The sequence below is a fragment of the Halomonas citrativorans genome (assembly GCF_900163645.1).
Taxonomy (GTDB): domain Bacteria; phylum Pseudomonadota; class Gammaproteobacteria; order Pseudomonadales; family Halomonadaceae; genus Vreelandella; species Vreelandella citrativorans.
The window spans coordinates 123,039-143,842 of sequence record NZ_FUKM01000003.1; the positions used below are offsets into that span (position 1 = coordinate 123,039).

General features: G+C 51.2%; 27 protein-coding genes and 4 tRNA genes. 14 read left to right on the forward strand and 17 right to left on the reverse strand.

Going from position 1 to position 20,804, the window contains the following annotated elements; translation table 11 throughout:
• Positions 1-3 precede the first annotated feature (3 nt).
• Genes uvrB through CZ787_RS01065 form a run of 3 tightly spaced genes read right to left on the reverse strand, consistent with a single transcriptional unit; the run spans position 4 to position 2,653 of the window.
• Positions 4-2,028, reverse strand: coding sequence for an excinuclease ABC subunit UvrB (uvrB, locus tag CZ787_RS01055; RefSeq protein ID WP_087105477.1), 2,025 nt, complete (start codon positions 2,026-2,028; stop codon positions 4-6).
• A gap of 20 nt (positions 2,029-2,048) precedes the next feature.
• On the reverse strand, positions 2,049-2,456 hold the full coding sequence (locus CZ787_RS01060) for an OsmC family protein (RefSeq protein WP_087105478.1): 408 nt from the start codon (positions 2,454-2,456) through the stop codon (positions 2,049-2,051).
• Complete coding sequence (locus tag CZ787_RS01065) at positions 2,456-2,653, reverse strand: hypothetical protein (protein WP_087105479.1); 198 nt, start codon at positions 2,651-2,653, stop codon at positions 2,456-2,458. Before CZ787_RS01065 ends, CZ787_RS01060 begins: the two co-directional genes overlap by 1 nt.
• 156 nt (positions 2,654-2,809) lie before the next feature.
• Between CZ787_RS01065 and CZ787_RS01070 the strand changes: the two genes are divergently transcribed.
• Positions 2,810-3,790 (forward strand): YgfZ/GcvT domain-containing protein, encoded by a 981-nt coding sequence (locus tag CZ787_RS01070; RefSeq protein WP_087105480.1) that lies wholly within the window; start codon positions 2,810-2,812, stop codon positions 3,788-3,790.
• Between the two features lie 34 nt (positions 3,791-3,824).
• Here CZ787_RS01070 and CZ787_RS01075 read toward each other — a convergent pair whose 3' ends face one another.
• The 3 genes from CZ787_RS01075 to CZ787_RS19250 all read right to left on the reverse strand — a co-directional run bounded on the left by CZ787_RS01075 (position 3,825) and on the right by CZ787_RS19250 (position 6,608).
• On the reverse strand, positions 3,825-4,604 hold the full coding sequence (locus CZ787_RS01075; RefSeq protein ID WP_087105481.1) for a TatD family hydrolase: 780 nt from the start codon (positions 4,602-4,604) through the stop codon (positions 3,825-3,827).
• A gap of 79 nt (positions 4,605-4,683) precedes the next feature.
• Positions 4,684-6,273: a peptide chain release factor 3 gene (locus CZ787_RS01080; RefSeq protein ID WP_087105482.1), complete on the reverse strand. Its 1,590-nt coding sequence runs from the start codon at positions 6,271-6,273 to the stop codon at positions 4,684-4,686.
• A 203-nt stretch (positions 6,274-6,476) separates the two neighbouring features.
• Positions 6,477-6,608, reverse strand: coding sequence for a chlorhexidine efflux transporter (locus tag CZ787_RS19250; RefSeq protein WP_087105483.1), 132 nt, complete (start codon positions 6,606-6,608; stop codon positions 6,477-6,479).
• A gap of 16 nt (positions 6,609-6,624) precedes the next feature.
• On the opposite strand from CZ787_RS19250, the gene CZ787_RS01090 reads away from it, so the two are divergent.
• Positions 6,625-7,017 (forward strand): hypothetical protein, encoded by a 393-nt coding sequence (locus tag CZ787_RS01090; RefSeq protein WP_087105484.1) that lies wholly within the window; start codon positions 6,625-6,627, stop codon positions 7,015-7,017.
• Positions 7,018-7,255: 238 nt separating this feature from the next.
• Here the strand turns inward: CZ787_RS01090 and CZ787_RS18765 are convergent, their stop codons facing one another.
• Positions 7,256-7,402, reverse strand: coding sequence for a hypothetical protein (locus CZ787_RS18765; RefSeq protein WP_176372149.1), 147 nt, complete (start codon positions 7,400-7,402; stop codon positions 7,256-7,258).
• Between the two features lie 82 nt (positions 7,403-7,484).
• Between CZ787_RS18765 and CZ787_RS01095 the strand changes: the two genes are divergently transcribed.
• The 4 genes from CZ787_RS01095 (at position 7,485) to CZ787_RS19030 (ending at position 8,799) form a co-directional block, all read left to right on the forward strand.
• Positions 7,485-8,111 (forward strand): hypothetical protein, encoded by a 627-nt coding sequence (locus CZ787_RS01095; RefSeq protein WP_087105485.1) that lies wholly within the window; start codon positions 7,485-7,487, stop codon positions 8,109-8,111.
• Between the two features lie 43 nt (positions 8,112-8,154).
• Positions 8,155-8,322 carry a hypothetical protein gene (locus CZ787_RS18770; RefSeq protein WP_176372150.1) on the forward strand — a complete coding sequence of 56 codons (168 nt, stop codon included), beginning with the start codon at positions 8,155-8,157 and terminating at the stop codon, positions 8,320-8,322.
• The gene (locus CZ787_RS01100; RefSeq protein WP_087105486.1) at positions 8,306-8,488 is read left to right on the forward strand and encodes a hypothetical protein; all 183 of its coding nucleotides are present in this window, start codon (positions 8,306-8,308) and stop codon (positions 8,486-8,488) included. The genes CZ787_RS18770 and CZ787_RS01100 overlap by 17 nt, the downstream gene beginning before the upstream one ends.
• 83 nt (positions 8,489-8,571) lie before the next feature.
• Positions 8,572-8,799 (forward strand): DUF2335 domain-containing protein, encoded by a 228-nt coding sequence (locus tag CZ787_RS19030; protein WP_254908530.1) that lies wholly within the window; start codon positions 8,572-8,574, stop codon positions 8,797-8,799.
• 148 nt (positions 8,800-8,947) lie between these two features.
• On the opposite strand, the gene CZ787_RS01110 is transcribed toward CZ787_RS19030, so the two are convergent.
• The 7 genes from CZ787_RS01110 to CZ787_RS01140 form a co-directional block, all read right to left on the reverse strand.
• Complete coding sequence (locus tag CZ787_RS01110; RefSeq protein ID WP_087105488.1) at positions 8,948-9,157, reverse strand: putative motility protein; 210 nt, start codon at positions 9,155-9,157, stop codon at positions 8,948-8,950.
• 75 nt (positions 9,158-9,232) lie between these two features.
• Positions 9,233-10,474: an NAD(P)/FAD-dependent oxidoreductase gene (locus CZ787_RS01115; RefSeq protein ID WP_087105489.1), complete on the reverse strand. Its 1,242-nt coding sequence runs from the start codon at positions 10,472-10,474 to the stop codon at positions 9,233-9,235.
• Positions 10,471-10,740 (reverse strand): hypothetical protein, encoded by a 270-nt coding sequence (locus CZ787_RS01120; protein WP_087105490.1) that lies wholly within the window; start codon positions 10,738-10,740, stop codon positions 10,471-10,473. Before CZ787_RS01120 ends, CZ787_RS01115 begins: the two co-directional genes overlap by 4 nt.
• A 133-nt stretch (positions 10,741-10,873) precedes the next feature.
• Positions 10,874-10,948: transfer RNA gene (locus tag CZ787_RS01125), tRNA-His, on the reverse strand.
• A 36-nt stretch (positions 10,949-10,984) separates the two neighbouring features.
• A tRNA-His gene (locus CZ787_RS01130) sits at positions 10,985-11,059 on the reverse strand.
• Positions 11,060-11,124: 65 nt separating this feature from the next.
• A tRNA-Arg gene (locus CZ787_RS01135) sits at positions 11,125-11,201 on the reverse strand.
• A gap of 91 nt (positions 11,202-11,292) precedes the next feature.
• Positions 11,293-11,369 (reverse strand) — tRNA-Pro (locus CZ787_RS01140).
• A 206-nt stretch (positions 11,370-11,575) separates the two neighbouring features.
• Between CZ787_RS01140 and folD the strand changes: the two genes are divergently transcribed.
• The gene (gene folD, locus CZ787_RS01145; RefSeq protein WP_087105491.1) at positions 11,576-12,436 is read left to right on the forward strand and encodes a bifunctional methylenetetrahydrofolate dehydrogenase/methenyltetrahydrofolate cyclohydrolase FolD; all 861 of its coding nucleotides are present in this window, start codon (positions 11,576-11,578) and stop codon (positions 12,434-12,436) included.
• Between the two features lie 47 nt (positions 12,437-12,483).
• Entirely contained in the window at positions 12,484-13,191 is a 708-nt protein-coding gene (gene mtnN / locus CZ787_RS01150; RefSeq protein WP_087105492.1) for a 5'-methylthioadenosine/S-adenosylhomocysteine nucleosidase, read from the forward strand.
• 100 nt (positions 13,192-13,291) lie between these two features.
• Here the strand turns inward: mtnN and pyrC are convergent, their stop codons facing one another.
• Positions 13,292-14,329 (reverse strand): dihydroorotase, encoded by a 1,038-nt coding sequence (gene pyrC, locus CZ787_RS01155; RefSeq protein WP_087105493.1) that lies wholly within the window; start codon positions 14,327-14,329, stop codon positions 13,292-13,294.
• A 142-nt stretch (positions 14,330-14,471) separates the two neighbouring features.
• Here pyrC and CZ787_RS01160 point away from each other — a divergent pair, with 142 nt between their 5' ends.
• The 5 genes from CZ787_RS01160 to CZ787_RS01180 all read left to right on the forward strand — a co-directional run bounded on the left by CZ787_RS01160 (position 14,472) and on the right by CZ787_RS01180 (position 18,134).
• Complete coding sequence (locus tag CZ787_RS01160; protein WP_087105494.1) at positions 14,472-14,888, forward strand: hypothetical protein; 417 nt, start codon at positions 14,472-14,474, stop codon at positions 14,886-14,888.
• 10 nt (positions 14,889-14,898) lie between these two features.
• Positions 14,899-16,170 carry an ATP-binding protein gene (locus CZ787_RS01165; RefSeq protein WP_087105495.1) on the forward strand — a complete coding sequence of 424 codons (1,272 nt, stop codon included), beginning with the start codon at positions 14,899-14,901 and terminating at the stop codon, positions 16,168-16,170.
• A 69-nt stretch (positions 16,171-16,239) separates the two neighbouring features.
• Entirely contained in the window at positions 16,240-16,779 is a 540-nt protein-coding gene (locus CZ787_RS01170) for a response regulator transcription factor (RefSeq protein ID WP_087105496.1), read from the forward strand.
• A 198-nt stretch (positions 16,780-16,977) separates the two neighbouring features.
• Positions 16,978-17,259: a GrxA family glutaredoxin gene (locus tag CZ787_RS01175; protein ID WP_087105497.1), complete on the forward strand. Its 282-nt coding sequence runs from the start codon at positions 16,978-16,980 to the stop codon at positions 17,257-17,259.
• A gap of 107 nt (positions 17,260-17,366) precedes the next feature.
• Entirely contained in the window at positions 17,367-18,134 is a 768-nt protein-coding gene (locus CZ787_RS01180) for a DUF1338 family protein (protein ID WP_087105498.1), read from the forward strand.
• Between the two features lie 48 nt (positions 18,135-18,182).
• Here CZ787_RS01180 and CZ787_RS01185 read toward each other — a convergent pair whose 3' ends face one another.
• Both CZ787_RS01185 and CZ787_RS01190 read right to left on the reverse strand, forming a co-directional pair.
• The gene (locus CZ787_RS01185; RefSeq protein WP_087105499.1) at positions 18,183-18,848 is read right to left on the reverse strand and encodes a CoA transferase subunit B; all 666 of its coding nucleotides are present in this window, start codon (positions 18,846-18,848) and stop codon (positions 18,183-18,185) included.
• Between the two features lie 59 nt (positions 18,849-18,907).
• The gene (locus CZ787_RS01190) at positions 18,908-19,606 is read right to left on the reverse strand and encodes a CoA transferase subunit A (RefSeq protein WP_087105500.1); all 699 of its coding nucleotides are present in this window, start codon (positions 19,604-19,606) and stop codon (positions 18,908-18,910) included.
• Between the two features lie 290 nt (positions 19,607-19,896).
• Between CZ787_RS01190 and CZ787_RS01195 the strand changes: the two genes are divergently transcribed.
• Positions 19,897-20,778 carry an acyltransferase gene (locus CZ787_RS01195; RefSeq protein ID WP_087105501.1) on the forward strand — a complete coding sequence of 294 codons (882 nt, stop codon included), beginning with the start codon at positions 19,897-19,899 and terminating at the stop codon, positions 20,776-20,778.
• The last annotated feature ends 26 nt before the right edge of the window (positions 20,779-20,804 follow it).

The following is a 20,804-nucleotide window of genomic DNA, read 5'->3' on the forward strand; positions in this document are numbered from 1 at the left end:
TCCTTATCCTAGCGCCAGCTGTTTTTCTTTCATTTGATGCAGTTGATCGCGCAGGCGCGCTGCTTCTTCAAACTCCAGATTCTGCGCTGCCTCAAACATCGCGTCTTCAAGCTTGCTGATAGCGGCTAACAAATCATGTGCCCCCATACTGGCGATATCGTAATCACCGGCACCTTCTGCCACCTTACGCTCTGCCCCACGCTTACGGCTGTTCTTTTTGCCGGGTGCTTGCGCAGCTTCCAGAATATCTGCCACGGAGCGCGTCACGGTTGTAGGCGTAATGCCGTGCTTTTCATTGTGAGCTTGCTGCTTAGCCCGACGACTCTCCGTCACATCTATCGCTTTGCGCATGGAGTCGGTAATACGATCACCGTACAAAATAGCTTTACCGTGGGCATTACGTGCCGCACGCCCAATCGTCTGAATTAGAGAGCGCTCTGCACGCAGGAATCCTTCCTTGTCAGCATCAAGAATGGCGACTAGCGACACCTCGGGAATATCCAGCCCTTCACGAAGCAGGTTAATACCCACCAGTACATCAAACTTGCCCAAGCGCAGGTCACGAATAATTTCTACGCGCTCGACTGTATCGATATCGGAGTGTAAATAGCGAACACGCACCCCATGCTCATCAAAGTATTCTGTTAAATCTTCAGCCATGCGCTTGGTAAGCGTTGTCACCAATACGCGCTCACCGACGGCAGTACGCAAACCGATCTCGGAAAGCAGATCGTCCACCTGGGTGCTGGCCGGACGAACTTCAATTTCAGGATCCAGCAGCCCTGTAGGGCGCACCACCTGTTCCACCACTTGGCCCGCATGCTCCGCTTCATATTTGCCAGGCGTTGCCGAAACAAAAATAGCCTGAGGAGCAATGGCCTCCCACTCTTCAAACTTCATGGGTCGGTTATCCAGTGCCGAAGGCAAGCGAAAGCCGTACTCTACCAATGTCTCTTTACGCGAACGGTCGCCCTTATACATACCGCCCACCTGAGGCACGCTGACGTGAGACTCATCAATAAATAGCAGCGCGTCATCAGGCAAGTAGTCAAAAAACGTGGGCGGCGGCTCGCCAGGCGCACGCCCGGATAGATAGCGGGAGTAGTTCTCGATACCGTTGCAGTAACCCAGTTCCAGCATCATCTCGATATCGTAAAGCGTACGCTGTTCAAGGCGCTGCGCTTCTACCAGGCGTTCATGCTTGCGCATCCATTCAAGACGCTCTTTCAATTCACCCTTTATCGAGTCAATCGCGCCTAAAATGGTTTCACGCGGTGTTACATAGTGGGACTTGGGGTAAATCGTCATACGCGGCACCTGGCCCCGTATGTCCCCTGTTAGCGGATCAAAAATCCGAATAGAGTCGATTTCGTTATCAAACAGTTCAACCCGTACCGCATTCTCATCAGAATCAGCAGGAAAGATATCAATGACATCCCCGCGCACGCGATACGTGCCTCGGCGAAAGTCCATGTCATTGCGGGTGTATTGAAGCTCCGCCAAGCGGCGCAAAAAGGCGCGCTGATCTATCAACTCACCGCGGGTAAAGTGCAGACGCATTTTTAAATACTGGTCGGGGTCACCCAACCCGTAAATAGCCGAAACGGAAACAACGATGAGCGCATCACGACGTTCAAGCAAAGCCTTGGTTGCCGAGAGACGCATCTGCTCAATATGATCATTGATAGCTGCGTCTTTTTCGATAAATGTATCCGACGATGGCACGTAGGCTTCGGGCTGATAGTAGTCATAGTACGAAACAAAGTACTCGACAGCGTTATCCGGAAAGAAGGACTTAAACTCTCCATAAAGCTGAGCCGCGAGGGTTTTGTTAGGTGCCATCACAATGGTCGGGCGCTGAAGCTGCTCAACCACATTCGCCATGGTGAATGTTTTGCCCGACCCGGTTACCCCAAGCAGCGTTTGATGGGCAAGTCCTGACTCCAGGCCGCTTACCAGTCCTTTTATCGCATTTGGCTGGTCACCGGCAGGCTTAAATTTCGACTGCAACCGAAACTCTTTGCTCATCATTGCTCCTGAATGGAAAGTTAAATAACGTGCGTAGTGATATCGACAGTTGCCTGCGTCATCAGGCGCTGGATGGGGCAGCGATGACTGATCGCCTCCAGGCGCGCTCGCTGTTCCGGGTCACTGATCCCATGCAGTGTTAACGCTACATTCAATTTATAAGTTCCATGCGCTTCCTCACTGTCGTCCCGCTGCACCGTGACAGTAATCGCCGTAAGCGGCCACTTCTTGCGCTTGGCGTACATCTGCACCGTAATGGCCTTACACGTTCCCAGAGAAATATCGAAATAGTCGTGCGGGTCAGGCGCACTGCCTTCGCCTCCGACCAAAGTGGGAACATCGGCATACAGGGCCTCCAGGCTATCGACCTCAATACGCTGGCGAAATACATGGTTACGCTGGCTGATTACCGTAATAGGTGGATGCATCAAGATACTTTCACTCCCAGCTTGAGCTTCTCTACGGCGTTAATCAGTGCCTCACGTTTAACACGGCCATCCACATCTGCACCGTGGCGACCTACCTCTGCACTATCAACACCCTCCAACATCATCAATGCCGTGGTAATCTTGTTGACTTGATCAGCATTTTTTACGCCTTGAAATGTTAACGATTGCTGTGCCATTACGCTGTCTTCCTCACTTAATCTTATGCAAAACTGATACAACAGAAAGATTCTAGCACGCTATTACACCTTGCAATTAGTATCATTCGCCCACAGGTTGAGAAGCTCGGTGTCCTAACCCTACTTTCAGCGATCAGCGACCCATCAGGAGTTTATATGGCAATGGTTATCCCCTCTACTACGATCACCGACAATGTGCGCCTTAATCACTTGGCAGCGCTGGATGTAATAGGGGCAGATGCTGAAAAATTTCTGCAGGGCCAAACAAGCGCTCAGGTCAGTTTAGCTGACGGCGAGTTTGCCCCCCTTACGTGTTTTTGCACACCCAAAGGAAGAATGCTCGCCAATGGACAGCTGCTGCGTCTTAACGCTGAGCACTTTAGACTCATCCTTAGTGTGTCTCTTACCGACTCATTAGCGGCCCATTTAAAAAAATTCGCCGCGTTCTATCGAGCTGAATTAATCCATGACACGAACATCACGTTTATTGGCGCCAGCAAAGAAGCAGACACCTTAGCTGAGTCACTGGGATTAACCCTTCCTGAGCAGCCATACGCACAAAGCGTTAATGAGCAATCGAGCGTTGTACGCGTTGCCGGGGAAATGCCACGCTGGCTGTTTTGCACGACTGAAACAACGATAGAGGCATCTTCTCAACAGGTGGTGGATGACGAAGCCCAGCAGGCTGCTTGGCAACTTGCCGACATTCGCAGCGGGATTGCTTGGCTCTCAGAGGCTCAGCAGGATCAATTTCTGCCTCAAATGCTGAACTGGGAAGCATTAGGGGGTATTAGCTTTAAAAAGGGCTGCTACACAGGACAGGAGGTGGTAGCCCGAGCACACTTTCGTGGACAAGTTAAAAAACGCTTGGTTCACGCTGAACTTACATCGACAACGCTACCCGAGACAGGCGCCAGCATAAAAACCGAGCTGGATAAAGCCATGGGCGAGATCGTTGCAAGCGTAAGACGCGATAATGATAGTGTGGAGCTGCTGGCTGTGATGAATACCAAGGCGACAGAAGAAGCGATGCCGCTTTACTGGGAAGGCAACGCACTCACCCTACTGCCGCTACCCTACGCTATTGAACGGCTTGACCCTGAACAACTGGCGGCCACGTTAAAGGGCCAGGTTTAAAAGGGCTAGGCTTAAAAAGGCCAAGCTCACTCGTTTAAGAATTCTGAAAAGCCTTAAGCTTAAACAATCGGGCGGCATTGGCACTGCTATGTGCCGCCACCTCTTCTTCTGTTTGGTTGCGCAGCGTTGCCACAACGCGACACACGTGAGCGACACATTGGGGTTCGTTACGCTCACCCTGATGGCCCCTAAGCAGCATATCGGGGCTATCCGTTTCCAGCACAAAGCCATCATTGGGCAGTGCCGCTACCGTTCGCCGCAGCCGCTGAGCACGCTCATAGGTAACAGCGCCCCCAAGCCCCAGCACAAATCCTCCGTCTAAAAACTTTTGGGCTTGTTCTATAGAGCCTGAGAAGGCGTGAATCAGCCCCGCTTGGGGAAGCGCTAACTGGCGCAGCCGTTTACTGACCTTGTCATTGGCCTGCACACAATGAACCACGACAGGGAGCTTGTACTGCTTGGCCAAGTGCAGTTGATCATCGAAAAGGCGCCACTGCGGCTCCCAGGAATCTTTAAAGCGTGCATCAATACCGCACTCCCCAACCGCTGCGACCCGTGGATTTGAACCCAGCGCCTGCTCCAGCGCAAGGATATCCTCATCGCGCTGGTGCTGTTCCATAAAATAGGGATGGAGGCCCAAGCACACGCTAACATCACTGCGCTCGCCTAGCGCCAGCACCTGTTGCCAGCGTTGCCGAGTAGTACCAGGCACAATGAAATGAGAGACGCCGGCCGCGTGTGCTGCAGCAAAAACAGCATCGCGGTCCTGGTCAAACGCGCTAAAGTCCAGATGACAATGGGCATCGATAAGCATTGTCTAATTTCCCTTTTTATAGAGCACGCAAGCCCCTCCCTGGGCTTGCCAACCTTTGCTTATCTTAAAAGTAGCTAACTTAATGCTCTCGTGTGGGCTGGAAGCGAATATCGGGCCAGCGCTCCTGAGTCATTTGTAAATTAACCCGAGTAGGTGCGATGTAGGTTAAGTAACCGCCTCCATCAATAGCCAAATTCGTGCTGGCTTTACGCTTAAACTCTTCGAGCATTTTGGCATCGTCGCAATATATCCAACGTGCCGTTTGTACGTTGACCCCCTCATACAAACAATCGACTTTGTACTCTTCTTTTAGCCGATGGGCGACCACGTCAAACTGCAAGGTGCCCACCGCCCCCAGGATTAGATCGTTGTTATCCATAGGCATGAAGACCTGAGTAGCGCCCTCTTCAGAAAGCTGCTGCAAGCCCTTCTGAAGCGCCTTCATTTTCAGCGGGTCTTTCAGGCGGACTCGCTTGAAGAGCTCAGGCGCGAAGTGAGGAATACCGGTAAAACGCATATCCTCGCCGACGGTAAAGGTATCGCCGATTTGGATCGTGCCGTGGTTATGCAAGCCAATGATGTCACCCGGCCAAGCTTCTTCTACATGGGAGCGATCAGATGCCATAAACGTCAACGCATCGGCTATTTTGACATCCTTGCCAATACGCACATGGCGCATCTTCATATTTTTCTCATATTTGCCAGAGCAAACACGTAAAAAAGCGATGCGATCACGATGATTGGGATCCATATTGGCCTGGATCTTAAATACAAATCCGGTGAAACGCTCGTCGTGGGCGGTTACCTCACGCAGGTCGGTTTTATGCGGCTGAGGGGCAGGCGCATACTCCACGAAGCCGTCCAGCATCTCGCGTACACCGAAGTTCCCCATCGCAGTACCGAAGTAGACGGGCGTAAGCTCACCTCGCCGATAAGCCTCAAGGTCAAACGTGTGCGAAGCGCCCCGCACCAGCTCAACTTCCATACGTAGCTCTTCAGCCTGCTCTTCGCCCAGAACAGCATCCACTTCAGGGCTATCCAAGCCCTCGATGCGCTTGTCTTCCGGAATATGGCTGCCCTGACCTTGGGTATAAAGATGGATAACATCATTGTAAAGGTGGTAGACACCCTTGAAATGACGCCCCATACCGACAGGCCATGTCATGGGCGCGCACTGAATATTTAAAACGGTCTCGACCTCGTCCATCACCTCAATAGGGTCACGGATATCACGATCCATTTTGTTAATAAAGGTCAGGATGGGTGTGGCACGTAAACGACACACCTCCATCAGTTTGATGGTCCGATCTTCAACACCCTTGGCCCCATCAATAACCATCAAAGCGGAGTCAACGGCTGTCAGGGTTCGATAGGTGTCTTCCGAGAAGTCTTCGTGCCCTGGCGTATCCAGTAAGTTCACAATACGACCGCCATAGGGGAACTGCATAACGGAGGTCGTCACCGAGATTCCCCGCTCCTGCTCCATCTTCATCCAGTCAGACGTCGCGTGTCGGTCATTACGCTTACTTTTCACCGAGCCTGCCAGCTGAATAGCATTCCCAAACAGAAGCATTTTTTCGGTGATGGTTGTTTTGCCCGCATCCGGGTGCGAAATGATAGCGAATGTGCGGCGCAGATCCGCTTCCTGGGCTAATTGGGTATCTTTCATCTTGCCTCAATATAAATTTGTACTCAGTTTTGTACTCAAGTACAAAAGTGACCAGTGCTTAGTATTTCAAATTGGTCGCGATTGTATCGTTATGAAGGTTGTAGCGCCATGTTCATCAAATTGATGAGGTGTCGCCACGCCAGAAACGTTACAGGCAAAGATCGGTCAAAATTGGACGTTTTTGGCTAGAGGCAGCTTGCAATTCAAGCTTCGCGCTTGGTTTGCACTAGTTGATCGAAAATCCACGTAAATACGAAGGTGAAGACCAGGAAGAATACCAGTAGCGCCGCTTCCATTTTAAGTGCACCAAGCGGCCCCACTTGATACCACCACATGAATAGAGGAATCAGAATGACTCGCGAGGCGATGATCGAGGCATTATTGGAAAGGTGGATGGCCCGCGGGGCCGAGAAGTATCAAGCCATTCTCGGGAATGACAGCACTGCCGGTGCCCGTCTAAAAGCCCACCTCCAGTCTACACAACGAGAAGAGAGTGACGTCGGCAGGACCGTCTCTGCGATGCTCGCCACGCTAGTAAGCAGCGGCTACGCAAGTTCAGAAATGCAGAACTGGTATCGGGTTCGCATGGACGGTCTGGAAGCGAATGACAGGGAGAGTCGACAGCGCAGACTTGCCTATCTGGCGGCAGAAGGCGCCTTTCTTTTGCGCAACCTCGTTGGCTTGAGGATTGACGACGACAAGTGGGCATCGATCTTTCGCGACATTGATAAGATGGTCGGCTGAAGCAACTTCGCCTCCACCATATCTAGCTGCCTTGTATATATATCATCGTCGAAGTGATCAGATTGAACCTGCTGCTATCTTAAAGGCTATTCCTGCACGTTAATCCGAATAGTCTTTACTTTTAACGGCTCAGGCAGTCATATGGCGCCCCAAATCCTGCGCAGTATGACGACTTTGACGACGAAATCCCTTTTAACTGACGCCTGATCGGGGCGTTCAAATACCGAAAACGTAGAGCCTAGCGCCTCGCATTACGGGGCTTTTTAGACTTCGCCATCACCGCCTTGCGCAGAGCGCGCCATATTCTGCGATACAGCGCGGCACGTGCGGCAGCATTGCGCTTTTCAATATCCCGCATTTTCGGGTCAGGGTTGTGGAAAGCCATGTGATTCCCCTTTTTTATTAGCGAAGGCTACCACTGTGATGACGTGCGTCGCCAGTGGGCTTCTTTTTGTCTGGAGGAAATTATGCAGGCACCAATCCTCATTAACGAGCCGCTGTTAACGCCGGATATGAAGCGCACCCGGAGTGGAGCTACTCAGCTTTTCCGTAAAGACTACAAAGACCGGCAATTCACCAGTGAAGAAAACGCTGATGTTGTGCTGCGTCCGCCTGAGCGTCATTTATTTGCCGAGCTGATTGGCGGGCAATGGTGCTGGGTGAACGGCTGCGCTGAATGTAATGGTAAGCCACGCGATTGGATGACCTATATCGAGTGCGATAAGCACGACGTTTGTCGTACATGCAAAACGCCTCGAAGCCAGTTAACAGAATCCCCATGGGGCGGCAAACACGGCTGGCAATGCAAGCCCTGCGCCGAGATTGAGCACGAGGCAGAAAAGGTAGAAGCGCTTGCAGCGATGCCGGAAGAGCACGACGAGATTGATTACCGCCTTGAGGATAATCCGCGCTGCCCCTATTGCGATTTACAGTTTGAAGTAGAAAGCGAAGAAATCGACGGCATGGTCAATAGTGAGCAAGAGCGTGAATGCGAGCGATGCGATGACACGTTCACGATTGAAGCAGAGGTCAGCGTTACCTATTCAACCCCAAGGATTAAACGAGCAGCGCAAGGTAAGGAATCCTTAAGGTAGCGGCAGCATGATAGAGGTTTCTTAGAAACAGTAGAGGCAAGTTATGGGTTATCTCGACTACAGCAAACTGATGCTCACCAAGATGACTAAGGTCGAAGCGCGGGAAGCCTGGGAGCGGCATATTGAAAGCCCTGACCAAGCGCTGCCTACTGGCCGGACGAGCCGCGACCGTTACATTATTACCGGAGATAAACATGGGCCAAGCACTTGAAAGCCTAGAGGCCATTAACGAGCAGTTAGCATCCCGAAATGAGGACATTGAGGCGGATAAAGCGGCGTTAATTGCCGAAAATAGGACATTATCGGAGCGTATCGCTACGCTCGAAGCAGGTAATGCAGAGCTGCGTCAGCAGCTTGTTTCGATGAGGGCCGCGTAATGGCTATGGATCAACAATATACCGATGTCCGGAATCAGTTGACCACTACATCTTCTCAAAATGTGAAGTAGCCCGATCTGGGGCTGCGCTCTTATGAGGCGAGAAGCCTTACGTACTCCGGGCCGCTACCGCCGTCTTCTGAAATGGAACGTTACGAGTCAATAATGCCTGGTGCGGCTGACCGCATATTGTTCATGGCCGAACAACAACAAAAACACCGACACGATCAAGAAATAGCTGCCTCTGTTTTGGGCTTGGGTGGCGTTGCCGCAGTAGCAGCCGTATTTATCAAGGTTCGCAGCAAGCAATAAATTTTATAACTGCAACATATTCACCCGTCAAAATGTTTAACAACTGACTGCCGTTTAAGCATGAAAAATCACTTTTGAGCCCAATGAAAAAACGCCGAACAGGTCGGCGTTTTAAAGATAATAGCTAATTGTGGTCGCTTGCACCCGCCTAAGCGTAGGTATTAACCTGCGTACCCACATTACCTTCTTGAGCAAGGTTGGACTCAGCGCCCATATCCGCTGACGCCATGATTTCCGTGACCTGTTGAGCCTGAATATCCAATGCGTCTTTGAAAATCTGCATTTGGGCCTGTTCAGCAGTTTGCGCTTGATTCATATAAAGCGCTGTACTCACCGTATTGCTTATAGATACATCCATAAAGCCTGCCCTCAGAAGTCAAACGTCAAATCAGCTTAGCAAATATCCGAACAACCTACAAAGCGGCGTGACGATTTAGAACCGTTCAGCTCGAAAGGGTGACATATCAATTTCTGTCGGCTTGCCATCAATCATGTCAGCCAATAGCTGACCTGTTGCTGGCCCAAGGGTAAAACCCTGATGCCCGTGCCCAAATGCTAACCATAACCCAAGATGACGTGGTGCCGGACCAATAATCGGCTTCATATCCGGCAAACAGGGGCGCGCGCCCTTCCAGGCGGCCGCATCACGGCGCTCTCCAAGCGGAAAAATAGTCCTGGCCACTTTTTCCGCCGCCTCCAACTGATGCTCATCAGCGGGCGACTCTATTCGATCAAGCTCAGCACCGGTCGTTAGGCGCACTCCTGCGTTCATTGGCGCCAACAAATAGCCAACTTCAGCATCCATTAACCAGTAATTCAGCCTGGCTGGCGCTTGGGCAGCATAGTGCATGTGATAGCCACGCTTAACAAAGGTAGGAAAATGATAGCCCAGCCCTTTCATCCATTCGCCAGACCATGGCCCCAAGGCAACCACCACTTCATCAGCGTCAAGGGTTTGCGTTTCAGTAACAACCCGCCAGCGCTCGCCTGCTTGCTCAACCTTTTGGATATCTGCCTGAAGAAGCTTACCTCCGTTGCCCATAAAATCCTGCGCATAGGCGGCCACCAAGGCCCCCGGATCGGCCACCGTCCAAGGGTCCAGCCAATGAATAGCACCAATAATATCCTTACCTAAATTCGGCTCTTTGCTTTCAACGCCTGCACGATCCAGCACGTTAAACTGCACCCCATAACGCTCACGAGCTTCTTCAGCCTCTTTAATACGTTTTTCCAAGCGCGGTTGCGTGCGGTAAATCTCTAACCACCCTTCACGGCGCACCAAGTGCTCGGCGCCAGCAGCTTCAATCATCGGACCGTGCGTTTTTAAGCACAATTGGATGAGAGAAGCCCACTCAGGAACGATTTTTTTATAGCGCCCTGACGAAGAGTTATGCCAATAGCTTAACAAGGGTGAAGCGGCATTCAGCATGCCTGCCGGGCGATAGCGAATATCCACGCGCTTATTAGGCAGCACGCTTAAAATGGTTTTCATATCACGGGGGAATGCATAAGGACGCACCGCCTCTCGCTGAATGATGCCCGCATTACCAAACGACGTTTCCCGACCAGGCTGGCGCCTGTCCACCAATGTGACCTGGTGCCCGCGACGCTGTAAATGCCATGCAATACTGACACCCACCATACCCGCCCCTAGCACTACCGTTTGTCGCGTCATCTTGCATTCTCCTCAGCGCTAATACCCACGTTTAATACAGGCGAAAACAACGCCAGCAACTGATTGAAAAATATCACTAAACAAAGGGCATTTACACAGCTTAAAAAGCTTTTTTCAAGACTTTTTGCAGCAATTAACGCTGTAAAAATATCACCCGCAGACAACTCCACTGCTTTAAAGCTTTGCAAGCGGACAAAGCCACAAAAAAAGCTTAAGCAGCAATTAAACACAGGGTGCATGGAGAGTAAGCACAACAAGGGAAGCATGACGAATTGTCTTTAAACAGACATTACAACATGCAGAAAGGAATATGAAAGGAAAACGCAGAAATCAAAAACAAAAAAACCACAATTAAGTGGTATCAGATATGAAGAGAAGATATTAAATAGGCAATACGAATGGGGTGGATGATGGGTTTCGAACCCACGACCACCGGAGTCACAATCCGGGGCTCTACCACTGAGCTACATCCACCACAACCTAAAACTGTAGCCGTATATTACTATCGAATGGGGTGGATGATGGGTTTCGAACCCACGACCACCGGAGTCACAATCCGGGGCTCTACCACTGAGCTACACCCACCATAGATAGTACTAACGCACTTAAACTTTCCTAACCGGCAAATGACCATCGAACAGCATTACTAATGGCACGCCCAGCAGGACTTGAACCCGCAACCTACGGCTTAGAAGGCCGTTGCTCTATCCGGTTGAGCTATGGGCGCACATAAAGCATCCCAAAAAACACTGAACGCCAATGAGCACTTGACCACAACCAAACTTGGAAAAGCAAAGTAACGCCTTTCGCGTTAAGTGTGGTCGGGATGGAGGGATTCGAACCCCCGACATCCTGCTCCCAAAGCAGGCGCGCTACCAGACTGCGCTACATCCCGATTTATCACCTTTGACGCTTACCGCGCTGCTCGTCTCAAGCGAGGCATATATTACTATTTTTAAAATTAAAGTCAACACTTAAAGCGAATGATTGTGTAGATGCTTTGCCTAGCCGCTTGGGCATGCGAAAATTACTTCCGATAGTAAATGCTCAAGCAAGCGTGCTTTTGCATCAGCGCTCCAACCTCCATAGGGATCTTTGTAAATGACCGCCCAACTTATCGATGGAAAAGCCATCGCTGCTCATGTCCGTCAACGCGTTGCCGAGAAGATAGCTAAACGTCAGCAAGTAGGCGCTCGTGCACCAGGACTAGCCGTTGTTGTGGTCGGTGAAGACCCGGCGTCTCACGTCTATGTTAGTAATAAACATCGTGCCTGCGAACAAGCAGGCATCTTATCGTTTCAACATGCCCTCCCCACAGCTACCACACAGAAAGCGTTGGAAGCATTGGTTGACCAGCTTAATGATGATGCAAGCATAGACGGCATCCTGGTTCAGCTACCGCTGCCTGCTCATCTTGATGCAAATCCCATTCTAGAGCGCATCAAGCCCGACAAAGACGTCGATGGCTTTCACCCCTACAATCTTGGGCGGCTTGCTCAACGGTTGCCGGCTCTACGCCCCTGCACACCCAAAGGGGTCATGACCATGTTGGCAGAAAGCGGTCTGCCGGTGCGTGGCTTAAACGCTACTATCGTTGGCGCTTCTAACATCGTGGGCCGCCCAATGGCACTTGAACTGATGCTGGCAGGCGCGACCATCACTGTATGCCATCGCTTTACCCAGGATTTGCAGGCCCATGTTAACCGTGCCGACCTGGTGGTCGTGGCTGTCGGCAAACCTGGCATTGTTAAAGGGGAATGGATTAAGGAAGGCGCCATTGTGATTGATGTTGGTATCAACCGTCAGGAAGATGGCTCGCTGGTGGGAGATGTTGATTTTGCAGCCGCGGCCGAGCGGGCCAGCTTTATCACACCTGTCCCGGGGGGGGTAGGCCCCATGACCGTTGCCACTTTGCTTGAAAATACGCTTGAAGCGGCTGAGCATCACGACGCCAACGCGTAGGTTCACTGTACTGTTAATTTTTAGGGTTTGATGAAGGAGCCTATTCGATGAAGCGTATTGGCATTATTGGCGCAATGGCGCAAGAAGTCGGCATTCTGGTCGGACAGCTCGACAATGCTGAGCGCTATGAGCATGCAGGGTTTGTATTTCATACGGGTATGCGACATGGGCTTGAGGTAGTGATACTACAGTCCGGCATTGGCAAAGTGAATGCGGCGGTGGGTACCGCCATTCTGCTGGAACGCCACCACCCTGACGCTATCATCAATACGGGTTCAGCAGGCGGATTTGCAAGCGACCTCAACATTGGTGACGTCATCATTTCAGATGAAGTACGCCATCATGATGTCGATGCAGTGGTGTTCGGCTATGAAATAGGTCAGGTACCCGGCATGCCCGCGGCTTACCTGGCAGATGTTCAGCTACGCGCCATTGCCCGCCAGGCAATCAAAGAGGTTGGCGAGGTTAACGTCCGAGAGGGTCTCATTGCGACGGGCGATGCGTTTATGTCTGATCCTGCACGCGTGGCTGCGACACAGGCCCAGTTCCCTTCCATGCTGGCGGTTGAGATGGAGGCTGCGGCGATTGCGCAAACCTGTCACCTGTATCAATGCCCGTTCGTGGTTATTCGTGCGTTATCCGATATTCCGGGTAACGATGATAACCACCTATCTTTTGAACAGTTCCTGGACGTAGCCGCCGCCCACTCATCGCGCATGGTGGACCACATGCTACAAACACTTGGCCAGCGCTAAGGTCTTACCAACAGCCGGTGTTTACCACTAACGAAAACGGAGCCGAATGGCTCCGTTTTCGTTTCTTACTTCATCAACAGATTTCTTACTTCATCAACAGTTACGCTTTAATGGACCACTCAAGCGACTCTCCCGCCAGCAATGGAACAATCGTTTTGCCCCCCGCGTAAGGATAGGCTTCCGGCAGCTGCCAAGGTTTACGCTCTAACGTGATTTTGTCGGTATTAGGCGCCAAGCCATAAAAACGCGGACCATTCAGACTGGCAAACGCTTCCAGCTTATCGAGCGCGCCCACTTCATCATAGGCCCTTGCATATAATTCAATCGCCGCCGGTGCCGTGTAAGCGCCAGCGCAGCCACAACTGGATTCCTTATCGCCCTTGGCGTGAGGCGCACTATCCGTACCTAAAAAGAACTTGGGACTGCCACTGGTGGCTGCTTTCAGTAATGCCTGGCGGTGCTGTTCGCGCTTTAAGATAGGCAGGCAGTAGTAGTGCGGACGAATCCCACCCACCAGCATTTTGTTGCGGTTAAACAGCAAGTGATGCACCGTAATAGTGGCCGCAATATTATCCGGTGCGTTTGCCACAAACTCTGCCGCTTGCTGGGTCGTAATATGCTCAAAAACAACCTTTAACGCGGGATGGCGCGCCAGCAGAGGCTTCATTACCGTTTCGATAAATACCGCTTCACGATCAAAAATATCGATATCGGCAGTTGTTACTTCACCATGAACGAGCAGCGGCATTCCTACCTTGGCAAGCATCGCGATGGTGTCATCGCAGTGCGCAAGATCGGTGACACCAGAATCCGAGTTGGTGGTTGCCCCAGCAGGGTACAGCTTAACCGCTTTAATCACGCCGCTTTGTGCTGCGCGCTCAATTTCCTCAGGCGGCGTGGTATCGGTTAAATAGAGCGTCATAAGAGGCTCGAACGTGCTGCCTTTAGGCAAGGCAGCCAAAATACGCTCACGATATTCAAGCGCCTGAGCCGTGGTCGTTACCGGAGGCGTTAAGTTAGGCATAATAATCGCACGCCCCATTTGGGCGGCGGTATGGCCTACCACGGCTTTCAGCGCCTCGCCATCACGTAAATGAAGGTGCCAGTCATCGGGGCGGGTCAGGGTAATAGCGTCCACGGTAAGTCCTAAGCTGGTTAAAGAAAAAAGCCAATACAGTATACGTGATCCACTTGGCGGAGAAATCTGCTTATCAATGTCACACACCCTAACAAGTATCGTATTATAACGGCACTTTTAGAGGTTCAAGGTCCAATTGTTTATGCAAAATGTGCGACGCTATGCGGATATTATTGCCAGCATAGAGGGGCTGGTATGGCTAGGTCTCGCCTGGTCGATTTCCATTTCCGTACATACCGGCAATACCGAGCCGACGCTGGCAGCACTTTTTATCGTGGGTGCACTGGTGCTATTTAGCTGGGCACACCGACCAATGCGCTATCTACTGCGCCGCTACCATATCCGTAAGCGGCGCACGGATATGTGGATTCATATTCTGGCATTACCCCTTCTGCTCGCGATGTTCTTTCATATCATGGTGGAAGCGACTTTCGGCAGTACCTGGCTGCCACCAAAAATGCTGTTATTCAATCTAATGGCATCCGCTGGCTGGCTGACCTATGTCATGACGCTACTCATTAAGGTTGTCATTCACAGCATCAAAACTTCACGTAAATAGGTAGTAGCCCATGCAAACGGCTTTGCCGCTCCCCCTCTCGACCCCGAACCGCAATCTTGTTCGCCTCACTATTGTTCGGGGAATCACCTGGACAGGGTTTCTGATCGCCATAGTAGTCGGCGTTGAGCTACTGGCCTTTGAATTACCCGTAACCGCGGTCGTCAGTGTCGTTATCGCGATGGGCTTATTGAATATCGCCACCTGGTGGCGATTGGGGCGCCCGCGAGCGGTGGAACATATTGAGTATCTGCTGCATTTATTGGCCGACATTGCGGGCCTAACCCTGGTATTTTATTTTTCGGGTGGCTCAACCAATCCGTTTATTACCTACTATCTGGTGCCTGTGACGATTGCTGCGGCAACCCTACCGTGGCGCCATGCCTGGATATGTGCGATCTGCGCCATGGCTGGCTACAGCTTTCTAATGTTCTTTTACCACCATGTCCCCCAACTGGCGCATATTAATAGCGATGAAATGCTCAACCTGCATGTCCTGGGCATGTGGCTTAACTTTGGCCTTTCAGCAGGTCTGGTCACGTTTTTTATCTATAAAATGGCCCATGCACTGCGTAATCGAGATAAAGCACTTTCTCTTACTCGCGAAGCGGCGCTGCGTAACGAACAGGTGCTGGCGGTAGCCACTCAGGCGGCGGGCACAGCACACGAACTAGGCACCCCGCTCTCGACCATGGCCGTACTGTTAAAAGAGATGCAGGATGAGGCCCCCGAAGGGGGAACATTACAGCAGGATATTCGCTTACTGCGCCAGCAAGTCGACATTTGCAAATCTCGTCTTCAGCATTTGGTCACCAGTGCCGATCGGCGACGCATGGCAGAACCCGAAATACTGGATGCCCAGACCTGGCTAACCGGCGTTGTACAGCGCTGGTTAGTGTTGCGGCCAGATGTTAGCCACCAATTTGAAATTATTGAAAGGCGCGGCAAACCCTGGCTTGCCGTTGACACAACGCTGGACCAGGCACTAATGAACCTGCTAAACAATGCCGCTGATGCCAATCCCGAACAGGTTTCTATTCGCCTTGATTGGCAGGAAGAGAGCGTTGTCATTGATATTCGTGATCACGGCCCGGGCATTGCCATGTCTATTGCTGACCAGCTCGGTGATACGTTTATTTCTACCAAGAGCAAGGGAATGGGTATTGGCCTGTTTTTAACTCATGCCACGATCAATCGCTTTGGGGGAGGTGTTAGTCTGTATAATCATCCCGAAGGTGGCACGCTGACAGAAGTAACACTTCCGCGTAGCTCCGCCCCCCTTTAAGCCAAACTAACGGCACAGCCTAATTGAAACGCGTTTTAGTGTGTTTCAAGCACTAACGTTGAGGACATCATGCAAACGACAGATCAGCGCCTGCTAATTATTGATGACGATGAAATGTTCTGTCACGTGCTCAGCCGAGCGTTCACCCGCCGCGGTTATGAGGTAATGACAGCGCATGATGCAGACCAGGCGCTTGCGGTAGCGGTTCAATTTCAACCCACCATGGCCACGCTCGACCTCAAGCTTGAAAACAGCTCAGGACTAAAGCTGCTCCCTGAGATGTTGGACGCCGTCCCAAGCTGTCGTATTGTAGTGCTTACCGGTTACTCAAGCATTGCCACGGCCGTGGAGGCCATGAAGCTCGGAGCCGTCAACTACCTGTGCAAACCAGCCGACGCTGACGATATTATCGCATCCTTTGAACACCAGGAAGGCGACCCCAATATAGAGCTTGCTGATAACCCACCGTCCATTAATCGAATCACGTGGGAGCATATTCAAAAAGTGCTTCATGAACACGACGGCAATATTTCCGCGACAGCCCGCGCGCTCGGCATGCATCGCCGGACACTGCAGCGGAAGCTGCAAAAACGCCCCGTTAAGCGTTAGCCCTGCACCAGCGGCCTGCTCCGCGGCAGAGCCAGCACTCGCCGCGCTGAGTTTGCCTACCGCATTGGCTCCCAAGTCGACCACCGCAGACGCCGATATCATCGGCGTCATTGCCTTACCCTATTGGCGAAGCAAGGACAGCTACGCCACAATAGGCACCATTGAGCTATCCATCATTTTGACGTTAGGAGTTTTCGCATGTTTGTGGTTATTTTTGGCAGAATGACCTGCCCTTTCTGTGTCCGTGCCAAGCAACTTGCTGAGCACTTGGAAACAATCGGTACGATCGAGGGTTATCGCTATGTCGATATGCCCTCTGAAGGCGTTACTAAAGAGGATATCGCTAAAACGGCAGGCAAGCCTATTCATACGGTTCCGCAAGTATTTGTCGACCAAACGCACATAGGCGGCTTTACCGAATTCGACAGGTTTGTACGTGAGAAGCAGTTATTAGCTCCCCATGAAGATTCGTTACGTTAAATTTGCCGTTTATAGTCGTTGAACACGCTTTTTCTCGCCTGCCTATACTGGGTTTTAAACAAGTCCCTCTTTCTAACATCGCTTGTTTAGGCGGCGAGGATAGCATCGTGCAACGTGATGAATTCGTACAGCAGCTTTGGCTTGACTATATTCATTCGCATCCCGACATCGGCGGTTTGCGTCTTTGGCCTCTCTCCTCCACGGCAGAATACTTAACGCTCGTAACGCTGAACCATGGCCCTTTTGCTGCTTCCGTTTTGAATAACCGATTAGCGCACATGGGGTATCGTCAGGTTGCCCATTATGCGATGGCTGACAAGGGCCTTCTCATTCGCCTTCTCGCACCTGATGACCAAGGAAGTTGGCTAGTATTAGCTGAGCTACAGTTGGGGACGCTGTCAAAACTGCCTCGTGAGGCGCTGGCTGCGCTGGTGAATCAATCACACCCACAGGACTGCAAGGGCCACAACTTGCTGTGTCGCGGGCGTCCGTGGCCCATGCCCTCCTGGTCGCTGTATCAGCAGCTTCTAAAGGCACACCCACTTGCTGCCTGGCTGGCGGTTATGGGCCCGCGCCTACACCATGCAGGCTTTGATTGTGCCGAGCTCGGCGATACGCTAACAGCGCTTAATGACCAGCTAGAAAAAACAGGCATGCCCGGTGAAAAAGAGCCGCAAAACGGCGTGTTTGCGCTTTCGACGCTTATTGAGCATCATTTTTATCCTGCCATGCCGCAACGCATCATCTTTAGTGATGGCGATGAGCATCGCCTCTGCCTAGGCGGTTTGGCGCTGACTCAAAAACATATCGATGCGGGCCATGAACGCATCGCCGAAATACTCATTCCTGCCCATGCCCGCTGTGAGATTGTCTAAGCAGCCCGCCAAGGCTGCTTATAACAAGTAACGTACTTACATTTGCGTTTACGCTTCCACAAACGTCATTTCGGGTACATGGTCAGGCACTATCAGCTTACCCGCCGTTTTTTCGATAATTTCATCGATGCTGACCCTGGGCGCGCGCTCTTTAAGCACAAAGGCGCCGTCTTTAATTTCCAGGTAGGCCAAGTCAGTCAGAACGCGGTTAATACAACCAGCGCCCGTCAGCGGTAAAGTACACTGCTCAAGCAGCTTCGACTCGCCATGCTTGGAGGCGTGGGTCATCGTGCAAATAATATTTTCAGCGCCAGCCACCAAGTCCATGGCTCCCCCCATTCCTTTAATCAACTTGCCTGGCACCATCCATGACGCAATATTGCCATTCTGATCGACTTCAAACGCACCTAAAACGGTGAGATCCACATGCCCACCGCGGATCATGGCAAAAGATTCTGCCGATGAAAAAATGGCAGCACCAGGCCGAGCGGTCACCGTCTCTTTACCAGCATTAATCATGTCAGCATCCAGCTCTTCCTCCGTAGGGAAACGCCCCATGCCCAATAAACCATTTTCTGACTGAAGCATCACATCAATGCCTTCAGGAATGTAGTTGGCAACCAGAGTGGGGATACCAATACCCAAATTTACGTAAAAGCCATCTTCCAGTTCACGCGCAACACGCTGCGCCATCTGTTCACGTGTTAAAGCCATGGTGGCAACCTCATTATTCAGCGATTAAAAAAGTTGTTTAGCCGTTAGCGGTCAACGATTTAGCCATGCACCGTGCGTTTTTCGATGCGTTTCTCAAACGAACCCTGAATAATCCGATCCACATAAATACCCGGGGTATGGATCTGGCTGGGTTCAAGCTCACCTGGCTCTACAATTTCTTCAACTTCCACCACTGTGATTTTTCCAGCGGTCGCCACCAAGGGATTAAAGTTTTGCGCTGTATGGCGGTACACAACATTGCCATAACGATCCGCTTTCCAGCCTTTTACTATTGCGAAGTCACCGACGATGGCTTCTTCCATGATGTAGTGGCGCCCGTTAAATTCGCGCACCTCCTTACCTTCACCAATGGGGGTACCGTAGCCTGTCGCGGTATAGAATGCTGGAATGCCTGCGCCACCCGCCCGCATTTTTTCAGCCAGCGTGCCTTGAGGGGTAAGCACAACCTCAATGTCATCGTTGAGCATCTGCTGCTCAAAGAGCGCGTTTTCGCCGACATAAGAGGCAAATATTTTGCGGATTTGACGATCTTCAAGCAGAACGCCCAAACCAAATCCATCAACGCCGCAATTATTAGAAGCAATCGTCAGGTTCTTAACACCTCGACGCTTTATTTCTGCTATCAGGTTTTCTGGAATTCCGCATAGGCCAAAGCCGCCAGCCAGTACAGTCATTCCGTCTTCGATACCTTCCATCGCTTCGGCATAGGAAGCAACACGCTTATCAAATCCTGCCATTATTATGCCTCGCCTAGTTGTCGGTGGTGCGTAAAATGCGCTTATCGGTACTGTCAGTGTTGTGTCTATTACTATATTTGGTTACCCAAGCCCAAAAAGTGATGCCTATCACGGGCTGCCTTAAGCTTAGCCATTAAAGAGCCGGAAGTGTCGCTGGATGGAAAATTACTTCTTGGAACGCGAGAAGATAACAACGATAAAATACGTGCTTTTTTACCATTGTACTGGGCAGCATAGCGTTGATCCATTAGCATTAAACGCATCGTTATACGTTTCATTGAAGGACGGATATGGCTATTTTAAAGGGCTTAGTCAGCATTGTGCTGTTCACGCTCACCACGCTTTTTTGGGGAATTCCCCTTATTGCGCTCACTTTTCTAAAAGTCGTTATCCCAGTGAAACGCTTTAGAACATGGGTACTTGACGGCTTATGCGCCGTGGCCCTTAACTGGGTCGGCGCTAATCTTTGGTGGATGAAGCGCTGGCTGAGACCAGATGTCACTTTTTCGATTCCTGAATCGTTGAGCCCACACCAATGGTGGCTGGTCATATCCAATCACCGTAGCTGGACCGACATTTTTATTCTTTTCATGGCCTTGCACCGCCGTATCCCTATGCCGCGTTTTTTTCTAAAACGACAATTGATCTGGATCCCGATTGTAGGTCTTGCCTTTTGGGCACTTGAATTTCCGTTTATGCGCCGCTTTAGCCGTGAACAGATCGCCAAGAACCCCACTCTTGCCACGATAGACCGTCAATCCACAGCATCCATGTGCCACCGGGCGCGGAGCGCGCCCATCGCCATATTTAATTTCATCGAAGGCACACGGTTTACCATAGCGAAGCGCGACGCACAGAAAAGCCCATATCAGCATTTGTTAAGGCCAAAAGCAGGGGGAATTTCGCAGGTACTTAGCCTGCTTGGCGATCAATTGGATGGTATTCTTGATGTAACGATCAGTTACGCTAACCCGTCGCCAACGTTTTGGGGTTTTTTATGCGGTCAGGAAGCGCCTATTACACTACAGGCACGAACATTGCCCATTCCCCAGTGGATGCACGAATCCGACTACCACGAAGAAAAGCAGCATAAGGAACGCTTCCACGCATGGACCAATTCACTCTGGCAGGAAAAAGATGCCTTGTTGGACAGCCAATCCGATCACGCCTAACTGTCTGGCTTGGTGCCTGCTTGCTA

Coding starts and splice junctions, on each gene's coding strand:
- CZ787_RS18770 (WP_176372150.1), top strand. CDS start 8,155: ATGGGTTATCTCGACTACAGCAAACTGATGCTCACCAAGATGACTAAG.
- uvrB (WP_087105477.1), bottom strand. CDS start 2,028: ATGAGCAAAGAGTTTCGGTTGCAGTCGAAATTTAAGCCTGCCGGTGAC.
- CZ787_RS01075 (WP_087105481.1), bottom strand. CDS start 4,604: ATGCTTATCGATGCCCATTGTCATCTGGACTTTAGCGCGTTTGACCAG.
- mtnN (WP_087105492.1), top strand. CDS start 12,484: ATGAAGCGTATTGGCATTATTGGCGCAATGGCGCAAGAAGTCGGCATT.
- CZ787_RS18765 (WP_176372149.1), bottom strand. CDS start 7,402: ATGGCTTTCCACAACCCTGACCCGAAAATGCGGGATATTGAAAAGCGC.
- CZ787_RS01080 (WP_087105482.1), bottom strand. CDS start 6,273: ATGAAAGATACCCAATTAGCCCAGGAAGCGGATCTGCGCCGCACATTC.
- CZ787_RS01115 (WP_087105489.1), bottom strand. CDS start 10,474: ATGACGCGACAAACGGTAGTGCTAGGGGCGGGTATGGTGGGTGTCAGT.
- CZ787_RS01070 (WP_087105480.1), top strand. CDS start 2,810: ATGGCAATGGTTATCCCCTCTACTACGATCACCGACAATGTGCGCCTT.
- CZ787_RS01165 (WP_087105495.1), top strand. CDS start 14,899: ATGCAAACGGCTTTGCCGCTCCCCCTCTCGACCCCGAACCGCAATCTT.
- CZ787_RS01065 (WP_087105479.1), bottom strand. CDS start 2,653: ATGGCACAGCAATCGTTAACATTTCAAGGCGTAAAAAATGCTGATCAA.
- CZ787_RS01170 (WP_087105496.1), top strand. CDS start 16,240: ATGCAAACGACAGATCAGCGCCTGCTAATTATTGATGACGATGAAATG.
- CZ787_RS01100 (WP_087105486.1), top strand. CDS start 8,306: ATGGGCCAAGCACTTGAAAGCCTAGAGGCCATTAACGAGCAGTTAGCA.
- CZ787_RS19250 (WP_087105483.1), bottom strand. CDS start 6,608: ATGTGGTGGTATCAAGTGGGGCCGCTTGGTGCACTTAAAATGGAAGCG.
- CZ787_RS01060 (WP_087105478.1), bottom strand. CDS start 2,456: ATGCATCCACCTATTACGGTAATCAGCCAGCGTAACCATGTATTTCGC.
- CZ787_RS01110 (WP_087105488.1), bottom strand. CDS start 9,157: ATGGATGTATCTATAAGCAATACGGTGAGTACAGCGCTTTATATGAAT.
- folD (WP_087105491.1), top strand. CDS start 11,576: ATGACCGCCCAACTTATCGATGGAAAAGCCATCGCTGCTCATGTCCGT.
- CZ787_RS01185 (WP_087105499.1), bottom strand. CDS start 18,848: ATGGCTTTAACACGTGAACAGATGGCGCAGCGTGTTGCGCGTGAACTG.
- CZ787_RS01195 (WP_087105501.1), top strand. CDS start 19,897: ATGGCTATTTTAAAGGGCTTAGTCAGCATTGTGCTGTTCACGCTCACC.
- CZ787_RS01190 (WP_087105500.1), bottom strand. CDS start 19,606: ATGGCAGGATTTGATAAGCGTGTTGCTTCCTATGCCGAAGCGATGGAA.
- CZ787_RS01120 (WP_087105490.1), bottom strand. CDS start 10,740: ATGCTTCCCTTGTTGTGCTTACTCTCCATGCACCCTGTGTTTAATTGC.
- CZ787_RS01090 (WP_087105484.1), top strand. CDS start 6,625: ATGACTCGCGAGGCGATGATCGAGGCATTATTGGAAAGGTGGATGGCC.
- CZ787_RS01160 (WP_087105494.1), top strand. CDS start 14,472: ATGCAAAATGTGCGACGCTATGCGGATATTATTGCCAGCATAGAGGGG.
- CZ787_RS01095 (WP_087105485.1), top strand. CDS start 7,485: ATGCAGGCACCAATCCTCATTAACGAGCCGCTGTTAACGCCGGATATG.
- CZ787_RS01175 (WP_087105497.1), top strand. CDS start 16,978: ATGTTTGTGGTTATTTTTGGCAGAATGACCTGCCCTTTCTGTGTCCGT.